Here is a 25,226-nt window from a genome sequence, read left to right on the forward strand (position 1 = left end):
GTTTGCAACGTGCCTGTGTGGGCCGATTTGGTATGGCCAACAAATCAAATCTAGCCAGTGACTCACCACACCTTTGCAATTATTAGTGACTCAGGACTCTTAACTACCCCCATAACCTCATTGAACATGCAAAACTAATGCTTTTGGGGGGTATGCATAAATTCGTTTCGTTCCACTGCACAGCCCGAAAATGCTGCTAGGGTCAAGTTCATGCGTTTTGGACTTGACTTGGGAACTACCCGCACAATCGCGGCCGCCGTGGACCGCGGAAACTATCCCATCGTCACTGTGGAAGATTCTTTAGGCGACACCCACGATTTCATTCCATCTGTGGTGGCCCTCAAGGCAGATAGGATTGTCGCGGGTTGGGATGCTATTGAGGTTGGGCAGGACCACCCTTCCTTCGTACGTTCTTTCAAACGCCTACTCTCTGAACCCAATGTCACGGAAGCCACCCCGGTCTACTTGGGCGATCATGTACACCCTTTGGGCGCCGTCCTGGAGGCTTTTGCGGAAAACGTGGTCACTGCGCTGCGTGCATTTCAGACGCAATTGGGAGATACCTCCCCGATCGAAGTAGTCATTGGTGTGCCCGCCAACTCCCACAGCGCCCAGCGACTGCTCACCATGTCCGCCTTCAGCGCCACAGGCATCACCGTTGTCGGTTTGGTCAATGAGCCCAGCGCCGCAGCTTTCGAGTACACCCACCGCCACGCCCGCACCTTAAACTCCAAGCGCCAAGCCATCGTGGTTTATGATTTGGGAGGCGGAACATTCGACTCCTCGCTCATCCGCATCGACGGCACCCACCACGAGGTTGTGTCCTCCATTGGCATTTCACGCCTTGGTGGCGATGATTTCGATGAAATCCTCCTCCAATGCGCGCTCAAGGCCGCAGGCAGACAGCACGATGCGTTTGGCAAGCGTGCTAAAAACACGCTTCTCGACGAATCCCGCAACGCGAAGGAAGCTCTTGTTCCGCAATCCCGTCGCTTGGTTCTAGAAATTGGCGACGACGACATCACCGTTCCAGTGAACAAGTTCTACGAGGCTGCCACTCCCCTGGTGGAAAAATCCTTGTCCATCATGGAACCCCTCATCGGCGTCGATGATCTTAAAGATTCCGACATCGCAGGCATCTACCTTGTTGGTGGAGGATCCTCGCTCCCACTCGTTTCCAGGTTGCTCCGCGAGCGTTTCGGCCGCCGTGTCCACCGCTCCCCATTCCCCTCAGGTTCCACTGCGGTGGGTCTGGCCATCGCGGCTGACCCTTCCTCTGGTTTCCACCTAAGGGACCGCGTTGCGCGAGGCATCGGTGTGTTCCGTGAGCACGATTCTGGTCGTGCCGTGAGCTTTGACCCGCTGATCGCCCCGGACACCGATTCTGCGACCGTGGCGAAACGATGCTACAAGGCGGTGCACAACATTGGTTGGTTCAGGTTCGTGGAATACTCCACCGTGTCCGAGGATGGCAGCCCCGGAGATATTTCCCTGCTCAGTGAAATCAAGATTCCTTTTGATAGCTCCATCACCGATGTGGATGCTACCGAGATTTCACGTTTCGATGGCCCAGAAGTAGAAGAAACCATCACAGTCAATGACAACGGCGTGGCTTCCATTTCCATCAAGATACTCGGCGGCGTTACCGTCGAGCACACAATTTAGTTACCATTTTGGTGCTGGTGGAGTCCAGGTCTGCATTGCCTTTAGCAGGGCATGCGGGTCGGATTCCACGATGAGGCACTCAAAGAAGTCTCGCTTGATAAATCCACGCTGGGTCATCTGCTCAAGCATTTCCAGCAGGGGCTGCCAAAAACCATCGACATCATAAAGTGCGACGGGCTTTTGATGAATGCCCAGCTGTTGCCAGGTCCAGACCTCGAAAAGTTCTTCCAAGGTGCCGGCGCCACCGGGCATGGCGATAAAACCATCGCCAAGTTCTGCCATGCGACGCTTGCGGATGTGCATATCAGGAACGATTTCAAGTTCGGTGAGCTTTTCATGCCCAAGCTCACCCTTCATAAGTGATTCCGTGATGACGCCAAAGGCTTCGCCACCTGATTCCAGGAACGCATCCGCGACGATACCCATGAGCCCCACTTTTCCGCCACCGTAAACCAAGTCGATGCCGCGGTCTACCGCGGTTTTCGCCAAGGTTTGAGCCGCTTGCGTGTACAGCGAGGAACTGCCGAGCGCCGAGCCCGTGAAAACGGTGACGCGTTGGAGGGTTGGGGCGTCGAAAAGCGAAGTCATGCGTTAAAGATTAGAGCAAGTCGCGCACTGCCTCGCGCTCGGCCTGCAATTCCTGAGCATTCGCGTCGATGCGGGCGCGCTGGAAATCGGAAATCTCCAGGCCTTCAACGATTTCCCACTCACCGTTGCGGGATACGGTTGGCAGACCGACAAAAATGCCCTCAGGAATGCCGTATGCACCGGTGGAAGGAATTGCCGCAGAGGACCACGCCTCGGTGCCCTGTACCCAATCGCGCATGTGATCAATCGCAGAGGATGCTGCAGAAGCTGCAGAAGACTTTCCACGGACCTCAATGATTTCAGCGCCACGGTTAGCCACGCGAGGAATGAACTCCTCCACATACCAATCGTGATCAACCAGGTCAGTGACCTTTTCTCCACCAACGGTTGCGTAGGTGATGTCTGGGAACTGGGTTGCGGAGTGATTTCCCCAGACCACAATGTTGTTAAATTCCGCAGATCCACGGCCAAGCTTGGTGGCCAGCTGGGAGATCGCACGGTTGTGATCAAGGCGCATCATTGCGTTGAAGCGGGATGCTGGAACATCTGGGGCCGCAGCTGAAGCAATCAACGCGTTGGTGTTCGCTGGGTTTCCAACAACTAGGACACGAATGTCATCTGCGGCGTTGTCATTGATAGCTTTACCTTGAGGTCCGAAAATCTTGCCGTTGTTAGCCAGCAAATCTGCGCGCTCTTCGCCTTTTCCGCGAGGCTTCGCACCGACCAAAAACGCCGCATTAGCGCCGTCGAATGCCTCATTGGCATCCGCGGTGATGGTGATGTTTCGCAGGAGGGGGAAGGCAGAATCCAGAAGTTCCATAGCCACACCCTCTGCCCCGCCAAGAGCCTGAGGGATCTCCAGAAGTTTCAGTTCTACAGGGGTGTCGGTGCCGAATACTTCACCGTTGGCGATGCGCCACAACAGTGAATAAGAGATTTGACCAGCTGCGCCGGTGACGGTGACCTTCTTGGTGGAGACGTTCTGCGGGGAATTCATTAAACAATCCTCAATCCTTGTAGGGGGTCCTCTAAGAACCCATGCTATCCCGCTTAAAAGAGAACAGCCACCAGTTTTGGGTGATCTTGACGATACTGCAAAATTACCCCCGAATTGCCCCAATATGTACCCCTCACCTGCAAGATGTTAGGGCATCATGGGGAATCGGCGCGGTGTGCAAGCAATTTTTCCTGATATCGGGCACCATTTATAGTTGTCAGCTGGGATTTGCCGATGGTGTTATCTTTGATATTTACCTTAACCCCGTTTCTAATTCACGTTTTCTCGTTACCCGAAAGGAATTGATCGATTATGGCGACATCACGTCGAGATGCCGAAAACATAGACCAGGCCGGTAGCGAATTCATTGAATCTGATTCAGGACACACCGCAACCCCTGAAGAGGTAGTAGCCACCGCTCTGACATTTTTTGCAGAGGATGGTTTTAGCGAAACCAAATTGGAGAAAATCGCGAAGGCATCTGGCATGTCCAAGCGCATGATCCACTATCACTTTGGCGATAAGAAAGGCCTGTACATCAAGGCTGTTTCCTACGCGTTGCGATTGCTGCGCCCAGAGGCTGAAGCGATGCAACTTGATTCCGCGGTACCAGTTGATGGTGTCCGCAAAATCGTCGAGGCTTTATATACCTGCATCACCAAGCACCCAGAAGCAGTGCGCCTGCTATTGATGGAAAACCTGCATAGCCAAGACAGCGTGGATTCCACCGCGGCATATTCCGATGAATCCAATGTGCTGCTCAACCTGGATAAGCTGCTCATGCTTGGCCAGGATGCCGGCGCCTTCCGTCCTGGAATCTCCGCAGAAGACGTACTGGTTCTTATTAGCTCCCTGGCCTACTTCCGCGTATCCAACAAGGTCACGTTGAAGAACCTCTACTCCCTTGATTTGGAATCAGAGGCCAATATTGAAGGCATGAAGCGCATCGTCGTTGACACGGTGCTGGCATTCTTGACCTCAAATATTCAAAATTCTGGCAACTCCAGCTACCTGGTTGTTGGTGGCAAGACTGCAGAACCAGAAACTGATGACAGCGTCTACAGCTTTGATACGGACGTGTTCGAAAACTAAAGGGTATCGAGTAGTTTCAAGCCCTTTTCCGCCCATTCAATCTCTGCCTGAGCGCGTGCAATCTGCCCCTCATAGGCAAGCACTTTAAACGCGACTATTCGCTCGTGCTCCTTTTTCGGGGAGCGCTCAAGTCGCCGTGCCAAGGTTGGATGAGTTTTTGCTTTCAGCTCATCAATCATTGATTCTGATTGAATTTTCTGCTGTTCAAAATGAGCGATGTGCGCCCTTAAATGTCGGCGTGCATCGCCATTTGTACCGACCTCAAAATAGGCGGCTTTAAGCCTGGCAGGATCTCTGGTGGGACCGTAGGTTACTGGCTCGTACCACGCTTTTCTTAGCGCTTCCCAGCCTTTTTCACTCAAGGCGTATTCGGTTTTGGTGGCGCCTTTGGAGCCCCAGGGAACATCGGATCCCACGAGGAGTTCTTCGGCTTCCATTTTTCGAAGTTCGGGATAAATCTGCGAATCGGAACCACTCCACACAAAGCCCACCGAGGCCCCAAATCGCTGGGAGGCGTCATACCCAGTCAATGGTCCGGAACTTAGTAGCGCAAGTAATGCAGATCGTAGAGTCACGTGCTCATTGTCCCATATCTACCCCCGCTCCCGAGAATGAATACCCGCAGCTCAGAGACCCCAGCTGACATTAACTCACATTTACCCCTTGACAGTGATTTGAAGCACAAGCAATATATGACCTACGCCATAAACTAACTAAGAGTTTAGGTATTTGGTTATATAGTTCTTTAGGAGTTCACCATGACACTGTCCGAACGCAAGCTCACCACCACCGCCAAGATTCTTCCCCACCCACTCAACGCCTGGTACGTCGCCGCTTGGGATTATGAAGTCACATCTAAAAAGCCCATGGCCAGGACAATCGCCAACAAACCACTCGCTTTGTACCGCACCAAAGATGGCCGAGCCGTTGCCCTTGCAGACGCCTGCTGGCACCGCCTCGCACCGCTATCCAAGGGAAAACTCGTGGGCACAGACGGAATCCAATGCCCTTATCACGGCTTGGAGTACAACTCCGCGGGCCGCTGCATGAAAATGCCCGCGCAGGAAACCCTCAACCCGTCAGCAGCCGTCAACTCCTACCCCGTGGTGGAAGCCCACCGCTTTGTGTGGGTGTGGCTGGGCGATCCCACATTGGCAGATCCCACCCAAGTACCCGATATGCACCAGATGAGCCACCCCGAATGGGCAGGCGATGGACGCACCATCTCCGCTGACTGCAACTACCAATTAGTGCTGGACAACTTGATGGACCTCACCCACGAAGAGTTCGTGCACTCCTCCAGCATCGGACAAGACGAACTTAGTGAATCAGAGTTCGTGGTCACCCACACTGAAGATTCCGTGACGGTCACCCGCTGGATGCATGACATAGATGCACCACCGTTTTGGCAAAAGAACATGAATGATAAGTTCCCAGGATTTGAAGGCAAGGTGGATCGTTGGCAGATCATCCACTACTACTACCCTTCCACCATCTGCATTGATGTTGGTGTAGCAAAGGCTGGAACTGGCGCGCAGGAAGGCGACCGCAGCCAGGGCGTTAATGGGTATGTCATGAACACCATTACCCCAGATTCAGATCGTTCCTCTCATTACTTCTGGGCATTCATGCGCAACTACCGCCTGGAAAGCCAAACCATCACCACCCAGCTGCGCGACGGTGTATCCGGTGTATTCAAAGAAGACGAAGACATGCTGACCGCTCAGCAAGATGCCATCGACGCCAACACCGACTACGAGTTTTACAGCCTCAACATTGATGCCGGTGGCATGTGGGTGCGCCGAATCCTCGAGGAAGCACTCTCCAAGGAAGGCCGACTGGATATCCCCACCACATTCCCCCGCGCAACACCGAAGCCGGAGGCATAAACCATGAACTCGCAATGGCAAGATGCACATGTTGTTTCCAGCGAAATCATCGCTGCAGACATTCGGCGAATAGAACTATCCCCGAAATTTGCGATTCCAGTAAAACCCGGCGAACATCTCAAGATCATGGTGCCCCTAAAAACTGGACAGGAAAAGAGATCGTACTCCATCGTTGACGCTCGTCACGACGGTTCGACTCTCGCCCTGAGCGTACTCAAAACCAGAAACTCCCGTGGAGGATCTGAGTTCATGCATACGCTTCGAGCTGGAGACACAGTTACTGTCTCCAGGCCGTCTCAGGATTTTCCTCTCCGCGTGGGTGCGCCTGAGTATGTACTTGTTGCCGGCGGAATTGGAATCACAGCGATCCGTTCAATGGCATCTTTATTAAAGAAATTGGGAGCGAACTACCGCATCCATTTCGCAGCACGCAGCCTTGATGCCATGGCTTACAAAGATGAGCTCGTGGCAGAACACGGCGACAAGCTGCACCTGCATCTAGATTCTGAAGGCACCACCATCGATGTCCCAGCATTGATCGAAACCTTAAACCCCCACACTGAGCTTTATATGTGCGGCCCCATCCGCTTGATGGATGCCATCCGGCGCGCATGGAACACCCGCGGACTTGACCCCACCAATCTGCGTTTCGAAACGTTTGGAAACAGTGGATGGTTCTCCCCAGAGGTTTTCCACATCCAAGTACCAGAGCTGGGGCTTCACGCCACAGTCAACAAGGATGAAAGCATGCTGGAGGCTTTGCAAAAGGCTGGGGCGAATATGATGTTTGATTGTCGAAAAGGCGAATGTGGTTTGTGCCAGGTTCGCGTTCTAGAAGTCGATGGCCAGGTTGATCACCGCGATGTGTTCTTCTCTGATCGTCAAAAAGAATCCGACGCAAAGGCATGCGCCTGCGTGTCTCGAGTAGTCTCCTCCCCTTCCTCGTCCCCAACCTCGACCATTACGGTCGCCCTCTCCTAAAGGAGCCTGGCATGGATATCCGCCAAACAATTAACGACACAGCAATGTCGAGATATCAGTGGTTCATTGTATTTATCGCAGTGCTGCTCAACGCACTGGACGGCTTTGATGTCCTCGCCATGTCTTTTACTGCGAATGCAGTGACCGAAGAATTTGGACTGAGTGGCAGCCAGCTTGGTGTGCTGCTGAGTTCCGCGCTGTTCGGCATGACCGCTGGATCTTTGCTGTTCGGTCCGATCGGTGACCGTTTCGGCCGTAAGAATGCCCTGATGATCGCGCTGCTGTTCAACGTGGTGGGATTGGTATTGTCCGCCACCGCGCAGTCCGCAGGCCAGTTGGGCGTGTGGCGTTTGATCACTGGTATCGGCATCGGCGGAATCCTCGCCTGCATCACAGTGGTGATCAGTGAGTTCTCCAACAACAAAAACCGCGGCATGGCCATGTCCATCTACGCTGCTGGTTACGGCATCGGCGCGTCCTTGGGCGGTTTCGGCGCAGCGCAGCTCATCCCAACATTTGGATGGCGCTCCGTGTTCGCAGCCGGTGCGATCGCAACTGGTATCGCCACCATCGCTACTTTCTTCTTCCTGCCAGAATCCGTTGATTGGCTGAGCACTCGCCGCCCTGCGGGCGCTCGCGACAAGATCAATTACATTGCGCGCCGCCTGGGCAAAGTCGGTACCTTTGAGCTTCCAGGCGAACAAAGCTTGTCGACGAAAAAAGCCGGTCTCCAATCGTATGCAGTGCTCGTTAACAAAGAGAACCGTGGAACCAGCATCAAGCTGTGGGTTGCGTTCGGCATCGTGATGTTCGGCTTCTACTTCGCCAACACTTGGACCCCGAAGCTGCTCGTGGAAACCGGAATGTCAGAACAGCAGGGCATCATCGGTGGTTTGATGTTGTCCATGGGTGGAGCATTCGGCTCCCTGCTCTACGGTTTCCTCACCACCAAGTTCAGCTCCCGAAACACACTGATGACCTTCATGGTGCTGTCCGGCCTGACGCTGATCCTGTTCATTTCCTCCACCTCTGTTCCATCCATCGCGTTTGCCAGCGGCGTTGTCGTGGGCATGCTGATCAATGGTTGTGTGGCTGGTCTGTACACCCTGTCCCCACAGCTGTACTCCGCTGAAGTACGCACCACTGGTGTGGGCGCTGCGATTGGTATGGGTCGTGTCGGTGCGATTTCCGCGCCACTGCTGGTGGGTGGCCTGCTGGATTCTGGCTGGTCCCCAACGCAGCTGTATGTTGGTGTGGCAGTGATTGTTATTGCCGGTGCAACCGCATTGATTGGGATGCGCACTCAGGCGGTAGCCGTCGAAAAGCAGCCTGAAGCCCTAGCGACCAAATAGGGCCGCGATTCCTAGCATGCCCAGCAGCGCTAGGAACGTGGTGAGGAAGACCGTATCGCGGGCGACGATCTCGCCCTTGCGGTACGTCGCCGCGTAGTTGTACACATTCTGCGCGGCGGGCAGCGCCGCCAAAATAACAGCGGCGTAGAGGTAATCGCCCTCCAGACCAAACGCCTTGGCGATCAGCCAAGTGATGGCGGGCATACCCACAATTTTTATCGCAGTAGCAGTAAGAACGCTGGGGCGATCCGCCTTGGAAGCCAGCACGTTGGTTGAGGGCAATGATGCGCCGAAGCTCATCAGAATCAACGGAATGGATGCGCCGCCCAAAATGATGGTGGGTTCCATGACTGCGGCTGGCAGCTGAATTTCTAACAGACACACGATCAGGCCCGCGATAGAGGCCAACACAATTGGGCTGAGCAGTGAACCTTTCACCGCAGCCCATATTTTTTGCCCGCGCGAGCCTTTCACATCACCAGAGGTCAGCGCGGCCAGGATCATGGGCGCGAAAATCACCATCTGCATGACCAGAATCGGTGCCACATATGCGCCTGTTCCCAGCACATAAATAGACACCGGCAGGCCAATGTTGTTGGAGTTCACGTAGGCAGAAGCCGCAGCTCCTGTCGCCGTAGTGGCGATATCCTTCTTAAAGAAAATCGCCGAAATCACGCAGTACACAGCTGCTGTGACGATCGTGGCCACAAATGTCACCACAATGACCGGTGAGATCAACGCGCTGGGATCTGATCGGGCAACGACATTGAAAAGCAGCGCTGGAGTTGCCGCATAAAAAGCAATGCGGTTTAACACCAAGCGCTGTTTGTCATCATTGATGACCCCCAGCTTTGCCAGAAGAAATCCAACGCCGATAACCGACAGGATGATGGCAAAGCCGGTGATAACTCCTGCCAACTACGCGGTCTTTTCTTCTGCGACAGCTTCCAACATCTCTGGTTCGGCTTCGCCACGGGCAACGGCACCGTTGATGATGACTTCGCCAACGTCTTTACGGTCTGGGAGGTCATACATGATCGGAACCAGGATCTCTTCCATGATCGCGCGCAGGCCACGGGCGCCAGTTTTGCGCTCGAGTGCCTGATTAGCGATCTCCTCCAAAGCATCATCAGTAAAGGTCAACACAGCGTCATCCATTTCAAACAGACGTCGATACTGCTTCACCAATGAGTTACGAGGCTCCGTGAGAACCTTGACCAGAGATTTCTGATCCAGGTTGGATACGGTGGCAACGACTGGCAGACGCCCAATGAATTCTGGGATGAGACCAAACTTCACCAGGTCCTCAGGGAGGACATCCTTGAAGATATCCACAATGTTGGCTTCTTCCTTCTTGGAAGAGACCTCCACACCGAAGCCCAAGCCTTTCTTGCCATTGCGGTCCGCGATGACCTTCTCCAGACCAGAGAACGCACCAGCAACGATGAACAAAATGTTGGTGGTATCCAGCTGGATGAAATCCTGGTTGGGGTGCTTGCGTCCTCCCTGCGGTGGGATTGCGGCGACAGTGCCTTCCAAAATTTTCAGCAGTGCCTGCTGCACGCCTTCACCGGAAACATCGCGAGTGATCGATGGGTTTTCAGACTTGCGGGAAATCTTGTCCACTTCATCGATGTAAATGATGCCGCGCTGTGCACGTTCCACATCAAAATCAGCAGCCTGAAGCAGCTTGAGCAAGATGTTTTCCACATCCTCGCCCACATAACCAGCCTCGGTCAGTGAGGTGGCATCCGCGATAGCAAAAGGAACATCCAGCAGCTTTGCCAAAGTCTGGGCAAGGAAAGTCTTGCCGGAGCCAGTGGGGCCGAGCATCAAAATATTGGACTTAACCAGTTCGGTTTCAGGCTCGTCATTCCTGCGACGACCGATGGTTTCCGATGCGCGGAGACGCTTGTAATGGTTGTACACCGCAACCGACAGGATACGTTTTGCTGGGTCCTGCCCGATGACATAAGTATCAAGGAAGGCTGAAATCTCCGACGGCTTGGGGAGCTCGTTGCGCTCCTGCTCGTCGTGTTGAGCTTGACCGAGTTCTTCTTCAATAATCTCGTTGCACAGCTCAATGCACTCATCACAGATATATACGGCGCCACCCGCGATGAGTTTTTTTACCTGCTTTTGGCTCTTTCCGCAGAAGGAACATTTGAGCAGATCGGCGCTTTCCTGCATACGTGCCATTAGACTGTGAGACCCGCTTCCACGATTGAAAAGATTTACTGCGTACAACTCTAACCAACAATATTGGCAATGGGTTGTTCCATCTTAGCGCTTTACCTGTGAACTCTGCAGAGCGGTACGCTTAAGCTAATGAATCCCGAATTTATTCACGGCGCAACCGAAATTGAAACCACAAACAGGGGCCTTCGCCCGCATCGACTCAGCAAAGAAATAGTAGAACGCTACTGTGATCCCCAGTTTAGCGCGATGGAACGCCAACCATCGGGCGTGCGCGTTGTGTGTCGCACCACCGCCACCTCCGTCACGCTGACCACGTATTCCACGCGGGTGGTGTACCTCGATTCCGGCCGGCCGGGCGGCAAGATTGATGTGCTTATCGACGGCGCCCCCACATCTTCCACGCCAACTTCCGGGGGCGAGACCACGGAAGTCAATTTCATCACCGGCGCCACGGAACGGCGCCTGAAAGATCCGCAGGTGCTCACAGTGGATGGACTTTCAGAGCAGGAAAAGGTGGTGGAGTTCTGGCTGCCTCACAATGAAGAAATTGAAGTGATCTCCCTTAAAGCCAACGCAGCTTTAAACACTGTCGAAGACACCCGTCCCGTGTGGATCAATTACGGCAGCTCCATTAGCCACGGTTCGGTTGCCACTGCCCCAACCAAAATTTGGCCAGCCATTGTTGCCCAGTCCAAAAACTACAACCTGCGTAACTTCGGTTTTGGTGGCAGCGCCATGTTGGATCCTTTTATGGCGAGGCTAATCAGGGATACTCCAGCTGATCTGATCACCTTGGAAATTGGCATCAATATTGTCAATGGTGATGTGATGCGTCGCCGCGGACTAGAGGCTGCTGTGGATGGGTTCATCAATACCATCCGCGATGGCCACCCCACCACGCCGATCAAGATTGTGTCGCCGTTCTACTGCCCCATTCATGAGAAAACTCCAGGACCCGGCGCGTTTGATACCTCATCGTTTGGCAGTGGTCAGATTAGGTTCATCGCCACTGGTGAACCTGATGAGCATGGTCGACTGACGCTGGAGATGGTGCGTGAGGTGTTGGAGGGGTTCGTCGAAAAGCAAAAAGACCCGCACCTGACCTACGTCGATGGTGCGAGCCTTTATCAGGCCAGCGATGCGCCGTTGCTGGATAATTTGCACCCAGACGAGGCGTCGCACGCCTTAATTGCGCAGCGTTTGCTTAAGCAACTTTGAAATCGGCTTCGGTGATTTCGCGGAGTTCCTCAACGGTGACACCGTCGGCGCACTCGATGAGCGTGAGGCCTTCTTCAGGGTCCACAGAGAACACAGCGTGGGTGGTGACAATCATGTCCACGCACTTCGCGCCAGTCAGTGGGAGGCGACACTCCTTAAGGATCTTCGGAGCGCCCTTCTTGGTGATGTGATCGGTCATGGCGATGATCTTGGATGCGCCGTGCACCAGATCCATTGCGCCACCCATACCCTTGACCAGCTTGCCGGGAATCATCCAGTTGGCCAGGTCGCCGTACTGGGAGACTTCCATAACGCCCAAGACTGCAACGTCGACAGACTTGGAGCGGATCATGGCGAAAGAATCAGAAGAGGAGAAGTAGGATGCGCCAGGTGCAACCGTGATGGTTTCCTTGCCGGCGTTGATCAGCTCAGGATCAAGTTCCTCTTCAGTTGGGTAAGGTCCAACGCCCAGCACACCGTTTTCGGAGTGAAGGATAACCTCTAGTCCCTCAGGCAGGTAGCCGGGGATAAGTGTAGGCATGCCGATGCCGAGGTTGACGTACTGGCCGTCTTCAAGTTCCTGGGCAACGCGGGCTGCCATTTGGTTATGATCCCAAGTCATTAGTTAGACACCGTCCTGTTTTCGATTCCGGTTTCCTGCGGTCCAACGTGGACGACGCGGTTGACGTAAATTCCTGGCAGATCGATCTCATCTGGGTGGAGTTCGTCTACAAAGTGCTCGACCTGAGCAATGGTGATCTTGCCGCTCATTGCTGCATCTGGGTTGAAGTTCTGCGCGGTCTTGCGGAACACCAGGTTGCCAAAGCGATCTGCTTTGTGTGCGTGCACGAGTGCGTAATCGGCGCGGATGCCCTCTTCCATGACGTAGAGCTGGCCGTTGAATTCGCGGGTTTCCTTTGGCTGGGACACCACGGCGACGGTGCCGTCGGTGTTGTAGCGCTGTGGGAGTCCGCCTTCTGCGACCTGGGTGCCCACGCCTGCGGTGGTGTAAAACGCAGGGATGCCGGCGCCACCTGCGCGGAGGCGTTCAGCCAAGGTGCCCTGCGGGGTGAACTCGACGGTGAGTTCTCCTTCCAGGTACTGGCGTGCATATTCCTTGTTGGAGCCAAGGTAGGAGCCGATGGACTTGGAGATCTTCTTATCCAAAAGCAACAGTCCGAGGCCGAAACCGTCGGTGCCTAGGTTGTTGGAAATGATGGTCAGATCGCCTGCGCCTTGTTCGCGGAGGGCGAGGATCAATGCAGTGGGGATGCCCACGAGGCCGAAACCACCGACGGCGATGGACGCACCGTCTGGGATATCGGCCACCGCTTCAGCAGTGGAAGAAATGCTCTTGTTAATCATGTGAGACATGCTAACGTAATGTTCATCATATGCACAAGGGTTCGCAATGCGAACAAAAAGAGGAGTTGATGGGATGGTCGAACAATCGCCAGATTTCGTACAATCATTTGCCCGCGGCTTATCTGTGATCCGAAGTTTCAGCGCAGATAATCCATCGCAAACACTGTCCGAAGTCGCCAGCCAAACTGGACTCTCAAGGGCCACCGCTAGGCGCTTTCTCCACACCTTGACCGACCTTGGATATGCGGTAAACAACGATTCCCGGTTCCAGCTCACACCACGTGTTTTGGAGCTTGGAGCAAGCTACCTTTCCGCATTGTCCCTGCCTGCGATCGCGCAGCCCCGCCTGGAGGTACTCTCCCGCCAGGTCGGCGAATCAAGCTCCATGTCCGTACTCGACGGCACTGACATCATCTACGTTTGCCGCGTTCCGGTGCGCCGCATCATGACGGTGAACATCACCATCGGCACCCGTTTCCCTGCGTACGCCACCTCCATGGGACGCATCATGCTGGCCAACCTTCCCGAAGAAGAATTAGATGAAATGCTGGCGGCGGCACCCCCTGAACAGTTGACCACCCGGTCACTGACCTCCATCGCCTCAATCCGGGAAGAGATCATTGCTACCCGCGAAAGGGGGTGGTCATTGGTGGATCAGGAGCTCGAGCCGGGCCTGCGTTCGCTCGCGGCGCCGATCACCAATGCCCAGGGCGAAGTGGTTGCTTCCATCAATGTGTCGACCCAATCGGCATCACATTCGGTGGAAGATATCCGCAAGCTGGTGCTGCCGCAGCTTTTAGAAACGGCTCAAGCAATTTCGACAGATCTCTCTGCACTCTAAATTAAGGATCAAAAAATGAACCCTCAAGATATTGTCATCTGTTCCCCATTGCGCACCCCAGTTGGTGCTTACGGCGGATCCTTCACCGGCGTCCCTGTTGAAGAATTGGCCACCACCGTGATCAACGCGATCGTTGAGGCAACCGGCATCACCGGCGACGATGTGGACGATCTGATCCTCGGCCAGGCATCCCCCAACGGTGCGGCTCCAGCACTGGGCCGTGTTGTTGCTCTAGATTCCAAGCTTGGCCAAAACGTTCCAGGCATGCAGCTTGATCGCCGCTGTGGTTCCGGCCTGCAGGCAATCGTCACCGCTGCTGCACACGTTGCATCCGGCGCTGCTGATCTGATCATCGCAGGTGGCGCAGAATCCATGAGCCGCGTTGAGTACACCGTGTCCGGCGATATCCGTTGGGGTGTCAAGGGCGGCGACATGCAGCTTCGTGACCGCCTTGCAGAAGCACGCGAAACCGCTGGCGGACGCAACCACCCGATCCCTGGTGGCATGATCGAGACCGCTGAGAACCTGCGTCGCGAATACGGCATCTCCCGCGAGGAGCAGGACAAGATCTCCGCAGCGTCCCAGCAGCGTTGGGGCAAGGCTGCTGATGCGGGGCTTTTCGACGACGAGATCGTGCCAGTCACCGTCCCTGCCAAGAAGCGCGGCCAGGAGCCAACCATCGTTTCTCGAGACGAGCATGGTCGACCAGGAACAACCGTCGAAAAGCTTGCTGCTTTGCGCCCCATCATGGGCCGCCAGGATGCGGAAGCAACCGTCACCGCTGGCAACGCGTCCGGCCAAAATGATGGCGCTGCTGCCGTCATCGTGACCACTCGCGCCAAGGCCGAGGAGAAGGGCCTGCGCCCAGTCATGCGTTTGGCTGGCTGGTCTGTGGCTGCTGTTCCCCCAGAGACCATGGGTATTGGACCTGTTCCTGCCACCAAGAAGGTCCTGGATCGTTTGGGCCTTACCCTGGAGGACATCGGCGCGATCGAACTCAACGAAGCTTTCGCAGCTCAGGCACTGTCTGTGCTGAAGGAATGGAACATTTCTTGGGAAGATGAGCGCGTCAACCCACTGGGTTCCGGTATTTCCATGGGACACCCAGTCGGTGCCACCGGTGCTCGCATGGCAGTAACCTTGGCTCACCGCATGCAGCGTGAAAACACTCAGTACGGACTGGCCACCATGTGCATCGGTGGCGGCCAGGGTCTTGCAGCTGTCTTTGAAAAGGAGAACTAAAAATGGCTATTTTGCACAGCGTTTCCTACGGAACTTCCGACAACACCTTGGTGTTCATTGGCTCGTTGGGTTCCACCACCGACATGTGGCTGCCACAGCTGGATGCCTTGCATAAGGATTTCCGCGTCATCGCTGTTGATCACCGCGGACATGGTCTGTCTGAACTCATCGAAGGCACCCCCACTGTGGCGGATCTGGCGCAGGATGTGCTGGATACCCTCGATGACCTGGGTGTCGGAAACTTCGGCGTCATCGGACTATCTCTCGGCGGAGCGGTTGCACAATACTTGGCGGCCACCTCTGATCGTGTCACCAAGGCAGCATTCATGTGTACCGCTGCAAAATTCGGCGAGCCCCAGGGCTGGCTAGATCGCGCCGCAGCGTGCCGCGAAAACGGCACTGGTTCTCTGTCCGAAGCTGTGATCCAGCGCTGGTTCTCCCCCACTTGGTTGGAGAACAACCCAGCGTCCCGCGAGCACTTCGAAGCCATGGTTGCCGGCACCCCATCTGAGGGTTACGCGCTGTGCTGCGAGGCGTTGGCAACCTGGGATTTCACCGATCGCCTGGGAGAAATCACCGTGCCAGTGCTCACCATCGCAGGTGCCGATGACCCCTCCACTCCTCCAGCAACCGTGCAGATCATTGCCGATGGCGTTGGCGGCGAGTCCCGCGCAGAGGTCCTAAGCCCAGCCGCGCACGTACCAACCGTGGAACGTCCAAACGAGGTAAATGAACTGCTAGCACAGCATTTCGCTTAATGTTGTAGGCATGTTCACAACCAGTCTCCTGCCCCGTCGTCAGTTGTTGCTTAGGCGTTTACTCGCTGAGTTCACCACTGATCGGCGGGGCAGGTTTCTTGTTGTCACCGGCCCGCACGGCGTGAACAAAGAGCATTTCACCAGGGAGTTCGCCGCCGAGTTGGGAGAATTTGAGGTCAACCCGTTCCTCAAGAAACGTCCCCGCGCAAGCATCGTGGTTGTGGATGATGTCCATTTGGCCGACAAGGACGACATCCAAAAAACACTCAATTTGGTGCACACCAAAGGGCTCACCGTACTCGCCACCGCACCGCACCGTATCCCCGGCGCCACCGACCTGCTAGCCTTGCCGCCGCTCACAGTCCCGGAAACCGCGCTGCTCGCGCGCCAAATCGTCGGCCACTGCACACCCACCACCGCCCACCGCCTCAACGACGCTGCGGGTGGGTTGCCACAACTGATCAGAGAGCTTCTCGACGCGACCCCCATCGATCACTGGTCCAACGATCGGCCTACTCTCACGCTGCCAGAGCACTGGGTGACAGACATCGACATTAAGAACCCTGTGCTTCGGGAAGTCGCCTCCCATCCCTTCTTCGATGGCTGCCCGATCGGAGATTTAGATGCCGATGCCTTTGTGGAGGATGGCACCCTCATTCACGAAAACGGGACTTTAAGATTCCGCAGCCCTGAGGAACGCACCTTGGTTCGGGCTTCTACTCCCCCATCGATGGCAAGAAGCCCGCGGGAGTGGGAATCGACGGAGGGAGGCGTCGATAAGCTAATTGCCGCAGGAAACCTGCCCCTGGCCCGACTGCATGTAGAGGAACTACCCCGTGCCGATGAGCAGCGCGCATTTTTGGCGCTGTACGGCGGGCAGTCGTTTGAGGCGGCCTCGGCGTCGCCGTTTTATGCGCTGGCCACCTGGAATCCGGAGGCGTTGCGGGGCGATCCGACCTTCGATATGTTCGCCGATGCGCTAGACACTGGGCATTACAGGGAAGTCCCGCGTCCGGATGCCCCTGAAGAAAGCCAGATCCACGATTTCATCAGTGGCTGGCTGGCGTTGGTTTACGATGATCCCCTCACCGCCCGCCGTCTGCTCTCCAGGAGGGGCCCCTCCGATTTGGTGGGACTGTGGCAGTCGGCGTTTTTGGCGCGAGCGCACTACGTGCTGGGAGAATTCCAAGAAGCCTCCGCCGTTGTCGAACGCGGCCTAGCCACCGGCGACCGCACCGGAGCCTCCCTACTCGAACCCGTGCACCTGTGGACCGGCGCCCAAGTCGCAGCCATGACTGGGCGCACCGAATTGGCCAACCACTATTTACAGCGCCTGACCGTGCCCGACGATGCGTTCCTCATCCAAAAACTCAGCGCATCCATGGGCAAATTGATCACCGCATCCATGACCTCAGACACCCGCGCAGCAACCTTGGCCGGCGACCGCATGGCGTCGGTCGTATACACCACCAATACCCAGCAGCCCGGATTTTGGGCCTGGGAAGACATGTATGCGATCTCATTGATCCGAACGGGACGCATCGACGCCGCAGCCGCCGTCATGGATGGCATCCCTGACTCCACCATCCCCTCGCTGCGTGCCCGAAATTTGGTGCCCCAAGCAAACATCGAAATCCAACGAGGCTCCACAGCACGAGGCGTAAAAATGCTCTCCGAAGCCGTCGACCTCATTTCCTCCGTCAACATGCCAGCATATGAAGCCCGCATCCTCTTCGAATACGGGCTGGTTCTACGACGCATGGGCAGGCGCAGCCAAGCAGCCGAAATGTTCACCCACGCCGAAGAAGTCTTCACCGCCATGGGTGCGGTCACTCTGGCTGCCCGCTGCCACGGCGAACGACGAGTCGCAGGCGTTGGGCCACGCAGATCAGCGCAGGGACTCACCCCTCAAGAGGAACAAATCACTGCGCTGGTTGTCGACGGCTGCTCCAACCAAGAAGTCGCCCGTGAGCTTTCCCTCTCCGCCAAAACGGTGGAATATCACCTCACGAGGGTGTACAAAAAGCTCGGGGTGAGCTCCCGTGGAGAGCTTCGAGAATTACTGAAGGTCTGACACAGCGTTGTTCAGCAGCTTGAAACCATGGTTGGAGTTCGGCACACCCGCATACACCGCAGTGTGCAGGATGACCTCGCCGATGGTTTCCTGATCCACGCCAGCGCGCAGAGCAGCACGAATGTGCATGTCCAACTCGCCGTCATTGCCCACCGCGGTCAAAATCGCGATGGTGAGCAGGCGACGCTGAGTGTGATCAAGGCCTGGACGTTCCCAAATATCGCCCCACGCTGTGCGAGTGATGAAATCCTGAAACTTCTCAGTCACCTCGGTGGTGTTCGCCACGGCGCGATCCACATGGGCATCTCCCAGTACCTCGCGGCGGTTTTTCATTCCGGTTTCATAGCGATCCATTAACTGCGTCCTTTTCCATAAATTTCTAGTGCCCGCTCCGCCAAATCTTCGGCGTGCCCGGTTGGTCCATTGACGCGACTTGCCATCACATCAACGTTGACGGTGATGCCATCGATGCTGGTTGCAGCCCTGCTCACTGCTGAGTGAGTGACAGCAGCCAACTCGCGCAGCGTTGCCCACTCCGCGTGCCAGCTGCCGGTGCCGCGCTGCAAACGGCAGTCGAGGGCGTCGAAAAGCGTTGCAAGAAGGCCAGGTGCCCGGCGCGCGTAACCGTCGCACGCAATCGCAGCGGCCGGATTGGCTTTGTGGGGCATCGCGGAGCTGCCGCCGGGGGATTTCTCCCGCAACTCGCCGACCTCGGTTTGTGAGTAAAACACCACGTCACCAGCAATTTTGCGTACCACACCAGCGGCCGTTGCCAGCGCCGACGCGATCGCAGTGATCGGCGTGCGATCGGAATGCCACACCCACTGCGGATCAAAAAGGCCCAACTCCTCGGCCAGCTTCGCCTGAATCTCGAAGCCACGCGGGTGCACCGCCGTCATATTTCCGCTGGCACCGCCATACGACACCGGAAACTCCAGCGCCTCCAGGGCGCGTGCCGCATTGTCCACCGCAACCAGCCAGCCGCCGGTCAGCGCGCCGAACGTCGTCGGCGTCGCGATCTGCCCCAACGTGCGCCCCATGATCGGGGTTGCTTTATGCTCCGCGGTGAGCTCGGCCAAATCTCGCGCAAGCTTTTTAAGCTTGTCGACGACCTCCCCCACCCCTTCCTTCATGCACAGCATTAACGCAGAATCAATGATGTCCTGGCTCGTTGCGCCAATGTGGATGCCTGCCGGATTGATGGCCTTGAGGTCAGTGACCAGCGGAATGAGCGGATTACCGCCCTCGGCTGCGCGACGGGAAAGCTCCTCCACATCCAACTGATAAGAATCAATGGTGGCCTTCGCCATTGCTGCGTGCTCGGGGGCAGCTGCAACCGCCAAAGCGGCCTCCACGACAAGAAGATTCTTTAGGAAAGTCTCGTCGGAAAGGCTGCTGAGGTGTTCTCCACTACCAGCAAGGTCGGAGTATAAAGATCGGGTCAATTTAGAGTCCAAAAAATGGGGTTTCATTGTCTTCAGCCTGGACAGTGATGTCGAAGCGGAATCCATCATCGGTCTTTTGAGCCACCAGGAGGTCACGTCGATCAGCTGGGACCACAGCCAAAACTGGGTCGGTGCTCAAATCGGCGTCTGGCAGGTATGCGCGAGTGTACAGACGCTCCAGCATGCCACGGGCGAACACACCAACCTTGAAGTGTGGTGCCTCATCTGCGAATGCTCCCGGAACCAAAGTGGTGAACGTTGCCTCACCCTGCGCGTTTGCCATCGCGCGACCAAGCCCGCGGAAGCCATCTGCGGTTGCTGGTGCTGTGCGGTTTGGATCCAAATCAGAGTTGTGGATGCCCTCTGGATCGGCCTGCCACAGTTCAAACATGGCATCCGCGATGGGGTCGCCGTTGCCATCAGTTGCGGAAACAGTAAAGGACACCGCGCCTTCCGAACCTGGCTCCACGAGATGCTCCGCACCTTCAAGGGTCAAACCGATGTGGACGTAAGGGCCCACGGTCTGTGAAGGAGTGATGCCGAACTCGGCTTCGTTCTGATCGATGATATTCGACTGCTCGTAGCGGAACTCGCCGTTCTTCCCTGTATCAATCATTGCAAAACCCTTTACTCAAATGGGGTGGCGTTGCGGCCACGAAGGACGATGTCGAACTTGTAACCAAGCGCGAAGTTTTCACGGGTCTCGTCATAGTCGAACGTTGCGATCATGCGCTCACGTGCACCCTTTGGCACCGCGTTGTAGATCGGATCCTGGAAGAACAATGGATCGTTCGGGAAGTACATCTGGGTGACCAGACGCTCCGTAAACTGACGACCATAGAGCGAGAAGTGAATGTGCGCCGGGCGCCATGCGTTGTGGTGGTTACCCCAAGGGTAATTACCTGGCATAACGGTCCAGAAGTGGTACTGGCCGTCCTTGTCGGTGAGAGTACGTGCAACACCGTTGAAGTGTGGATCCAGTGGCGCTGGCCAGGAGTCATTCTTGTGGCGGTAACGGCCTGCGGCGTTTGCCTGCCACGCCTCGACCAAGGTGTGCGGAACTGGCTTGCCATCGAAACCGAGGACACGGCCGTGAACGAAGATGCGCTGGCCGATAGCCTCGCCACCGTTCACCTTGGTCATGTCGTTGTCGATGTCTCCCAAGTCGCGGTCGCCGAAGACAGGTCCCGTGGACTCGCCGAGGCGACTAGGAACCATGATGAGATCGTTGCTTGGGTTGCGCTTGATGGTGGTCCGGTACTCCGGGAAGTGCAGTGGGGAGTATTCGCCTCCCGTCGGGGCGAAGTGTGGGATGTCCATGCGAGACCTTTCTGCGTCTAGTGATATAGATCTCAAAGTAGGGATGATTGAGGCCGTTGACAAGTAGTTCGCGGGGCGAACATGTCAGATCGCGCGCGAACATTCGCCACCAGCGCAAACCCCGAAGGTCAGGGGTTAACTAGGGGTGTGCATAAGGGTTTAGTCATCCAATACCTCGAGTGAACTGCGGAGCTTTTCAAAAGTCTTCTCCATCCGTGCTTCCAGAGTCTGCCCCCACTGCCCCGTGGGCATCTCTTGCGCCAACGGTCCGACAGGTTCGGTTACCACTGTGCGATTGCACGGCCCAATCCAGGCGACCCGACCCATGGAATCAATCGCCGCCTGGATGCGCCCATCAGTCTTCATATTGTGATGATGCGCGCAGAGGCACTGCAAGTTCCAGGCCACAGTCAACCCACCCTCACCGAACGGGATCACGTGATCGATCTGGCAGTTGTCGGCAGACACCGTGCAGCCCGGATGCCTACAGGTGCCGTCCCGCCCCATCACATAAAGGCGTAGCTCGGGACTTGGGGTGTAGCCATTTTCCACACGAGTGGCGATCGTATCCAGGTCAATGACCTTCGAGGCAGTCTTACCCAGCTTCCGGGACTCCTCTTGACTCAGGAATCCCACCCCCGGAATCCAGGACACGCCACCCACCAGGGGCGTGTATACCGCGCTGACGATTTTCACTTTGGTCCGCCCCGCCAGGAAGGTGACCAGGGCCCGCGCGAGGTCCTCGCCCTTCTGTTTCACTTTTTCCAGAGCTTTTTGGAACAGCTTGCCGGTGACACCGTCAATATTTCCACTGATGTACGTACGCCCGTCCACGTGGCGGAAAGTCAAGGTGCCATCACTCCCCTTTGGCCCACGCTTCTTTCCTGTGAAGGTTGGATCCAGTTCCTTGATCCAGCGAGTAATCAGCCCTGCAAGTGCGGAGGCTTCCATCAGTGCCTGGCCAGCAATGCGCGGTGTCAGCTTTTCGGCAATGCGATGGTCCAACTCATCCCACAACTCCGGTTTAGCCTGCTTGACTGCCTGCATAATGCGGGCCAGGTACGGAATCCGAACGTGGAAGTGAGTTTCTACCACCACTCTTAAAATGGGCAGCTTCATTAAAGCCCACATGGCGTTAATAGCCTGGTTGATAAAATGCTTGGATTCCCCCGTGACGGTTTTCAACTCCATGACAAGAGTGCTAGCGTCCGCCTCTGGGTTTGAGATCAGCAAAGTCCAGCGCTGGATCTCCATTTGCGCCATGGTGAAGTTGATGTGACTCTCTGGATTATTTGGGTCCTGATGGCTGAAGTATGACATTTCCATGCCCCCTAATGGTTTAAATTTCCCCTTTTTAACTCATTAGCACCCACCCTAACCACACAAATCAAAACAAACAAGTGTTCTAACGAATATTTGTTCTAATTCTTGAAAATAAAGATACCGCTCTACCGAAACTGCAGGTAGAGCGGTTAGAACCTCAACTATCCCTTGAGGTAATACTCCAGAGCATTGGGGTGTTTTGCCAGTGGAGTGATCTTGACATTCATGTATTTGAACATCGGAAAGCCACTAAGAATTGCATGCAGCTCGTCGTGGTCATCGACATCGAAAATGGAGTAGTTTGCATACTCGCCGACGACTCGCCAGATTGCTTTCATGATTCCACGGGATTGCAGGTCTCCGGAGTAGGCCTTTTCCTTAGCCTGGAAATCTGCCATCACATCGGCGTCCATGGAATCAGGGAAGACGACGTCCATGCGTGCTAGAAACAGCATCGATAATTCTCCTTATTTACGGGTGTAGAAGTTGACTTTGTCCATGTCCACATCGACGCCCAAACCTGGGCCTTGTGGAATAGCAACCTGGCCGTCCTTGTACTCAAATTCTTGGACAATATAGGTATCTTTGAGCAACTGCGGTCCGAACAGTTCTGTACCGTAGGAGATCGCCTTGGTGGATGCCGCAAACTGCAGGGATGCTGCGGTGCCGATTGGACCTTCCAGACTGGTTGCACCATGGCAGGCCAGCCCGCCGGCTTCGGCGATAGCGGCGATCTTCTTGGATTCCAGCAGACCACCGTGCTTAGTGGTTTTCAGTGCGATAACATCCGCAGCCTGGGCTTTCACCACCGCGAGAGCTTCAGCTGGGGTCCACACGGATTCATCTGCCATGACCGAAACGTTGGTGCGGCGGGTGATTTCGCGCAGGGTTTCCAGGTCGTCGGCCGGGGTGGGCTGCTCGAACAGCTCGACGCCAGCCTCCGCGAGAATCGGCAAGTAATGCAGAGCGGTGCGGCGATCCCAACGTGCGTTAATATCAATGCGCAGAGAAACGCGGTCGCCAACTTCGCGCGCCAATTCTGCTACACGGCGAGTATCTTCCGCAGGATCGCCAGCACCCATCTTCAACTTGAAGGAACGGTTACCAAACTCCTCGATGCGCTCTTCAATTTCCGCCACCGCAACATCAAGCGGCAAAACGCCCAGCGCCCAGGTGACATCCACCTTGTCGCGCACGGTGCCACCAAGCAGGTCGCGGACGGGCACATTGAGGCTGCGTGCCCAGGCATCATGCATTGCGACGTCAACAGCCGCCTTGGCATAACGCGCACGTGCAACAACACGCTCAAGGTCTGCCATAATTCCTGCAAGCTCGGAGACAGCACGGCCGATGAGCACTGGGGCGAGGTAGCCGTCGACAAGCGCCTTCATGGTCTCAACCGACTCGCCGCCCCACCATGGACCGCCGGGCACAACGCCCTCACCGTAGCCGATGACACCGTTTTCTAAGTGCACGCTGACCAGCAGAATGTGCTGCTCAGTGGAGGTGGTAGTTGCGAAGCCGTGTGGGCGAATGAGGGGAACGTCGAGGATACGGGATTCGACTTTTTGGATGGTTAAATCAGACAATTTTTCTATGGCTTTCTGGTTAAGTGGGAAAAGTCCCGCCACAAGATGTGGTCGGGACTTCAATGCTAGCTAGGTAGAAAAACTAGTCTTCCTTATCCAGGACGAATGGGTAGTGAACGTGGTTACCATCCTCGCCAGTCTCAGGGTGCAGGACCAGTTCTGGCTTCACAGCGGTTGCAACGTCGTTTTCGACCCACTCGCCACCCTCGAAGTAAAGCTGGGTGGTGATGGTGCGGTAGCCCGGGTGGGAAACGCGCAAGTGGAGGTGGGCTGGGCGCCATGGGTGCCCACCGTAAGACTCAATGAACCAACCGGTTGGGCCATCATGAGGGATCTGGTAAGGCGCAGGCTGCAGGGTCTTGATCTTGTAGCGGCCTTCCTCATCGGTAACGATGGTGCCACGCAGGTTCCACTCTGGGATTCCAGGCGCGAACTGGGAGTAGTATCCGTCCTCATCTGCGTGCCAGAGCTCAACTTCTGCTCCATCAAGACCGTTGCCGTCGAGGTCAGTAACCTGCCCCTCGAAGATCAGTGGGGTGCATGCGCGGTCCTTGTCACGCATTGGCATTTCAGCATCCCAAGGGAGCTTCGGAGAGTTCTCTACGTAATAAGGGCCTTCGATGGAACCCTTGGTTCCGGTGTAGTCGTGGCGGTTGTAGTTGATCTCTTCGATCTCATGCTCAACGAAAACGTCCAACCACAGTGGCCACTCGCCGTATTCTCCAACGTCGATCATCCACTGCTTGAGCACTGCGTACTCTTCGTAGGTGACTTCGTGCTTGTGAGCAACCTGGGCGATCGCCGCGAGCAGATCTACGTAGATCGCGTTTGCGCGTTCCTTGGAGGTATCGGAGGAAACGCGGTTTGCCTTGAACTTGTCAGTTGCCTTGTTGCCCGAATCGTGGGCTGTTGGATCAACGATCTGTTCAGCTGAAGTCATGTCATACTCCTAGAGACTTTGGGGGTGAAGTAGGGGGTGCGAGTCGGATCACTGCCTAGCGGAAAAATCTTTGTGATCGGCTGAACTCGATAACAACACTGTGGCCTGAATCATCGAATCCGTCAACATCCCAAAAACCTTAAAAACAATAAGGGAACCTTTAGAAGTATAAATTTTTCCACATAATCCCACTTCAAGTACACAAACAGCCTGTCAATTTACATCATGCGAACACCTACCCCCGAGCAAACCCTAGGAATTCCCCTAATGTGATTCACTTCATTGATCGGGCACTGTTGGTCATACGCCATCGACACTGCGGAATTGCTCGCAAATGTCACACACCGC

The 25,226-nt window shown here is 55.7% G+C and carries 25 protein-coding genes; 10 read left to right on the top strand and 15 right to left on the bottom strand.

The features are described 5' to 3' along the window. Nucleotides 1-210 precede the first annotated feature (210 nt). Nucleotides 211-1,665: an Hsp70 family protein gene (locus tag CGL_RS11790; RefSeq protein WP_011015077.1), complete on the top strand. Its 1,455-nt coding sequence runs from the start codon at nucleotides 211-213 to the stop codon at nucleotides 1,663-1,665. Here the strand turns inward: CGL_RS11790 and CGL_RS11795 are convergent, their stop codons facing one another. After that, nucleotides 1,666-2,253: a TIGR00730 family Rossman fold protein gene (locus tag CGL_RS11795; RefSeq protein ID WP_011015078.1), complete on the bottom strand. Its 588-nt coding sequence runs from the start codon at nucleotides 2,251-2,253 to the stop codon at nucleotides 1,666-1,668. Nucleotides 2,254-2,263: 10 nt separating this feature from the next. Continuing rightward, nucleotides 2,264-3,250, bottom strand: a complete 987-nt coding sequence (locus tag CGL_RS11800; RefSeq protein ID WP_011015079.1) for a malate dehydrogenase — start codon at nucleotides 3,248-3,250, stop codon at nucleotides 2,264-2,266. Nucleotides 3,251-3,562: 312 nt separating this feature from the next. On the opposite strand from CGL_RS11800, the gene CGL_RS11805 reads away from it, so the two are divergent. After that, entirely contained in the window at nucleotides 3,563-4,342 is a 780-nt protein-coding gene (locus CGL_RS11805) for a TetR/AcrR family transcriptional regulator (protein WP_011015080.1), read from the top strand. Here CGL_RS11805 and CGL_RS11810 read toward each other — a convergent pair. Beyond that, a complete protein-coding gene (locus tag CGL_RS11810) occupies nucleotides 4,339-4,872 on the bottom strand; it encodes a PadR family transcriptional regulator (protein WP_208400921.1) in 534 nt (177 codons plus the stop codon). The two genes, CGL_RS11805 and CGL_RS11810, sit on opposite strands and share 4 nt — an antisense overlap. 228 nt (nucleotides 4,873-5,100) lie before the next feature. On the opposite strand from CGL_RS11810, the gene CGL_RS11815 reads away from it, so the two are divergent. From CGL_RS11815 to CGL_RS11825, 3 genes are read left to right on the top strand one after another with little or no spacing between them, the layout of a single operon-like run. After that, nucleotides 5,101-6,231, top strand: a complete 1,131-nt coding sequence (locus tag CGL_RS11815) for an aromatic ring-hydroxylating oxygenase subunit alpha (RefSeq protein WP_011015082.1) — start codon at nucleotides 5,101-5,103, stop codon at nucleotides 6,229-6,231. A 3-nt stretch (nucleotides 6,232-6,234) separates the two neighbouring features. Further along, entirely contained in the window at nucleotides 6,235-7,212 is a 978-nt protein-coding gene (locus CGL_RS11820; protein ID WP_003859269.1) for a PDR/VanB family oxidoreductase, read from the top strand. A gap of 11 nt (nucleotides 7,213-7,223) precedes the next feature. Then, on the top strand, nucleotides 7,224-8,564 hold the full coding sequence (locus tag CGL_RS11825; protein ID WP_011015083.1) for an MFS transporter: 1,341 nt from the start codon (nucleotides 7,224-7,226) through the stop codon (nucleotides 8,562-8,564). Here the strand turns inward: CGL_RS11825 and CGL_RS11830 are convergent. Both CGL_RS11830 and clpX read right to left on the bottom strand, forming a co-directional pair. Continuing rightward, a complete protein-coding gene (locus CGL_RS11830) occupies nucleotides 8,550-9,482 on the bottom strand; it encodes an AEC family transporter (RefSeq protein ID WP_011015084.1) in 933 nt (310 codons plus the stop codon). The two genes, CGL_RS11825 and CGL_RS11830, sit on opposite strands and share 15 nt — an antisense overlap. After that, nucleotides 9,483-10,763, bottom strand: coding sequence for an ATP-dependent Clp protease ATP-binding subunit ClpX (gene clpX / locus CGL_RS11835; protein WP_011015085.1), 1,281 nt, complete (start codon nucleotides 10,761-10,763; stop codon nucleotides 9,483-9,485). Nucleotides 10,764-10,892: 129 nt separating this feature from the next. On the opposite strand from clpX, the gene CGL_RS11840 reads away from it, so the two are divergent. Then, complete coding sequence (locus CGL_RS11840) at nucleotides 10,893-11,981, top strand: SGNH/GDSL hydrolase family protein (RefSeq protein ID WP_011015086.1); 1,089 nt, start codon at nucleotides 10,893-10,895, stop codon at nucleotides 11,979-11,981. Here the strand turns inward: CGL_RS11840 and CGL_RS11845 are convergent. Together CGL_RS11845 and CGL_RS11850 are read right to left on the bottom strand one after the other, a co-directional pair. After that, nucleotides 11,968-12,603, bottom strand: a complete 636-nt coding sequence (locus CGL_RS11845) for a CoA transferase subunit B (RefSeq protein WP_003859257.1) — start codon at nucleotides 12,601-12,603, stop codon at nucleotides 11,968-11,970. The two genes, CGL_RS11840 and CGL_RS11845, sit on opposite strands and share 14 nt — an antisense overlap. Continuing rightward, a complete protein-coding gene (locus tag CGL_RS11850) occupies nucleotides 12,603-13,346 on the bottom strand; it encodes a CoA transferase subunit A (protein WP_003859254.1) in 744 nt (247 codons plus the stop codon). Before CGL_RS11850 ends, CGL_RS11845 begins: the two co-directional genes overlap by 1 nt. A gap of 73 nt (nucleotides 13,347-13,419) precedes the next feature. On the opposite strand from CGL_RS11850, the gene CGL_RS11855 reads away from it, so the two are divergent. Genes CGL_RS11855 through CGL_RS11870 form a run of 4 tightly spaced genes read left to right on the top strand, consistent with a single transcriptional unit; the run spans nucleotide 13,420 to nucleotide 18,261 of the window. Next, nucleotides 13,420-14,187 carry an IclR family transcriptional regulator domain-containing protein gene (locus CGL_RS11855; protein ID WP_011015087.1) on the top strand — a complete coding sequence of 256 codons (768 nt, stop codon included), beginning with the start codon at nucleotides 13,420-13,422 and terminating at the stop codon, nucleotides 14,185-14,187. 15 nt (nucleotides 14,188-14,202) lie between these two features. Next, nucleotides 14,203-15,429: an acetyl-CoA C-acetyltransferase gene (locus CGL_RS11860; RefSeq protein ID WP_003859251.1), complete on the top strand. Its 1,227-nt coding sequence runs from the start codon at nucleotides 14,203-14,205 to the stop codon at nucleotides 15,427-15,429. Nucleotides 15,430-15,431: 2 nt separating this feature from the next. After that, nucleotides 15,432-16,187: a 3-oxoadipate enol-lactonase gene (gene pcaD, locus CGL_RS11865; RefSeq protein WP_011015088.1), complete on the top strand. Its 756-nt coding sequence runs from the start codon at nucleotides 15,432-15,434 to the stop codon at nucleotides 16,185-16,187. Between the two features lie 10 nt (nucleotides 16,188-16,197). After that, nucleotides 16,198-18,261: a LuxR family transcriptional regulator gene (locus CGL_RS11870; RefSeq protein ID WP_011015089.1), complete on the top strand. Its 2,064-nt coding sequence runs from the start codon at nucleotides 16,198-16,200 to the stop codon at nucleotides 18,259-18,261. On the opposite strand, the gene pcaC is transcribed toward CGL_RS11870, so the two are convergent. The 8 genes from pcaC to catA all read right to left on the bottom strand — a co-directional run bounded on the left by pcaC (nucleotide 18,247) and on the right by catA (nucleotide 24,878). Then, the gene (pcaC, locus tag CGL_RS11875; protein WP_003859243.1) at nucleotides 18,247-18,615 is read right to left on the bottom strand and encodes a 4-carboxymuconolactone decarboxylase; all 369 of its coding nucleotides are present in this window, start codon (nucleotides 18,613-18,615) and stop codon (nucleotides 18,247-18,249) included. The two genes, CGL_RS11870 and pcaC, sit on opposite strands and share 15 nt — an antisense overlap. Then, entirely contained in the window at nucleotides 18,615-19,733 is a 1,119-nt protein-coding gene (gene pcaB, locus CGL_RS11880) for a 3-carboxy-cis,cis-muconate cycloisomerase (RefSeq protein ID WP_011015090.1), read from the bottom strand. Before pcaB ends, pcaC begins: the two co-directional genes overlap by 1 nt. Further along, entirely contained in the window at nucleotides 19,708-20,322 is a 615-nt protein-coding gene (pcaG, locus tag CGL_RS11885; RefSeq protein WP_004567634.1) for a protocatechuate 3,4-dioxygenase subunit alpha, read from the bottom strand. Before pcaG ends, pcaB begins: the two co-directional genes overlap by 26 nt. 11 nt (nucleotides 20,323-20,333) lie before the next feature. Further along, nucleotides 20,334-21,026: a protocatechuate 3,4-dioxygenase subunit beta gene (pcaH, locus tag CGL_RS11890; RefSeq protein WP_003859237.1), complete on the bottom strand. Its 693-nt coding sequence runs from the start codon at nucleotides 21,024-21,026 to the stop codon at nucleotides 20,334-20,336. 159 nt (nucleotides 21,027-21,185) lie between these two features. Then, nucleotides 21,186-22,352: an HNH endonuclease signature motif containing protein gene (locus CGL_RS11895; RefSeq protein WP_011015091.1), complete on the bottom strand. Its 1,167-nt coding sequence runs from the start codon at nucleotides 22,350-22,352 to the stop codon at nucleotides 21,186-21,188. Nucleotides 22,353-22,510: 158 nt separating this feature from the next. Continuing rightward, nucleotides 22,511-22,804, bottom strand: coding sequence for a muconolactone Delta-isomerase (gene catC, locus CGL_RS11900; protein WP_003859234.1), 294 nt, complete (start codon nucleotides 22,802-22,804; stop codon nucleotides 22,511-22,513). 12 nt (nucleotides 22,805-22,816) lie between these two features. Then, on the bottom strand, nucleotides 22,817-23,938 hold the full coding sequence (locus tag CGL_RS11905; protein ID WP_011015092.1) for a muconate/chloromuconate family cycloisomerase: 1,122 nt from the start codon (nucleotides 23,936-23,938) through the stop codon (nucleotides 22,817-22,819). Nucleotides 23,939-24,020: 82 nt separating this feature from the next. Further along, nucleotides 24,021-24,878 carry a catechol 1,2-dioxygenase gene (gene catA, locus CGL_RS11910; protein ID WP_011015093.1) on the bottom strand — a complete coding sequence of 286 codons (858 nt, stop codon included), beginning with the start codon at nucleotides 24,876-24,878 and terminating at the stop codon, nucleotides 24,021-24,023. Between the last annotated feature and the right edge of the window lie 348 nt (nucleotides 24,879-25,226).

The organism is Corynebacterium glutamicum ATCC 13032 (assembly GCF_000011325.1).
Taxonomy (GTDB): Bacteria; Actinomycetota; Actinomycetes; order Mycobacteriales; family Mycobacteriaceae; genus Corynebacterium; species Corynebacterium glutamicum.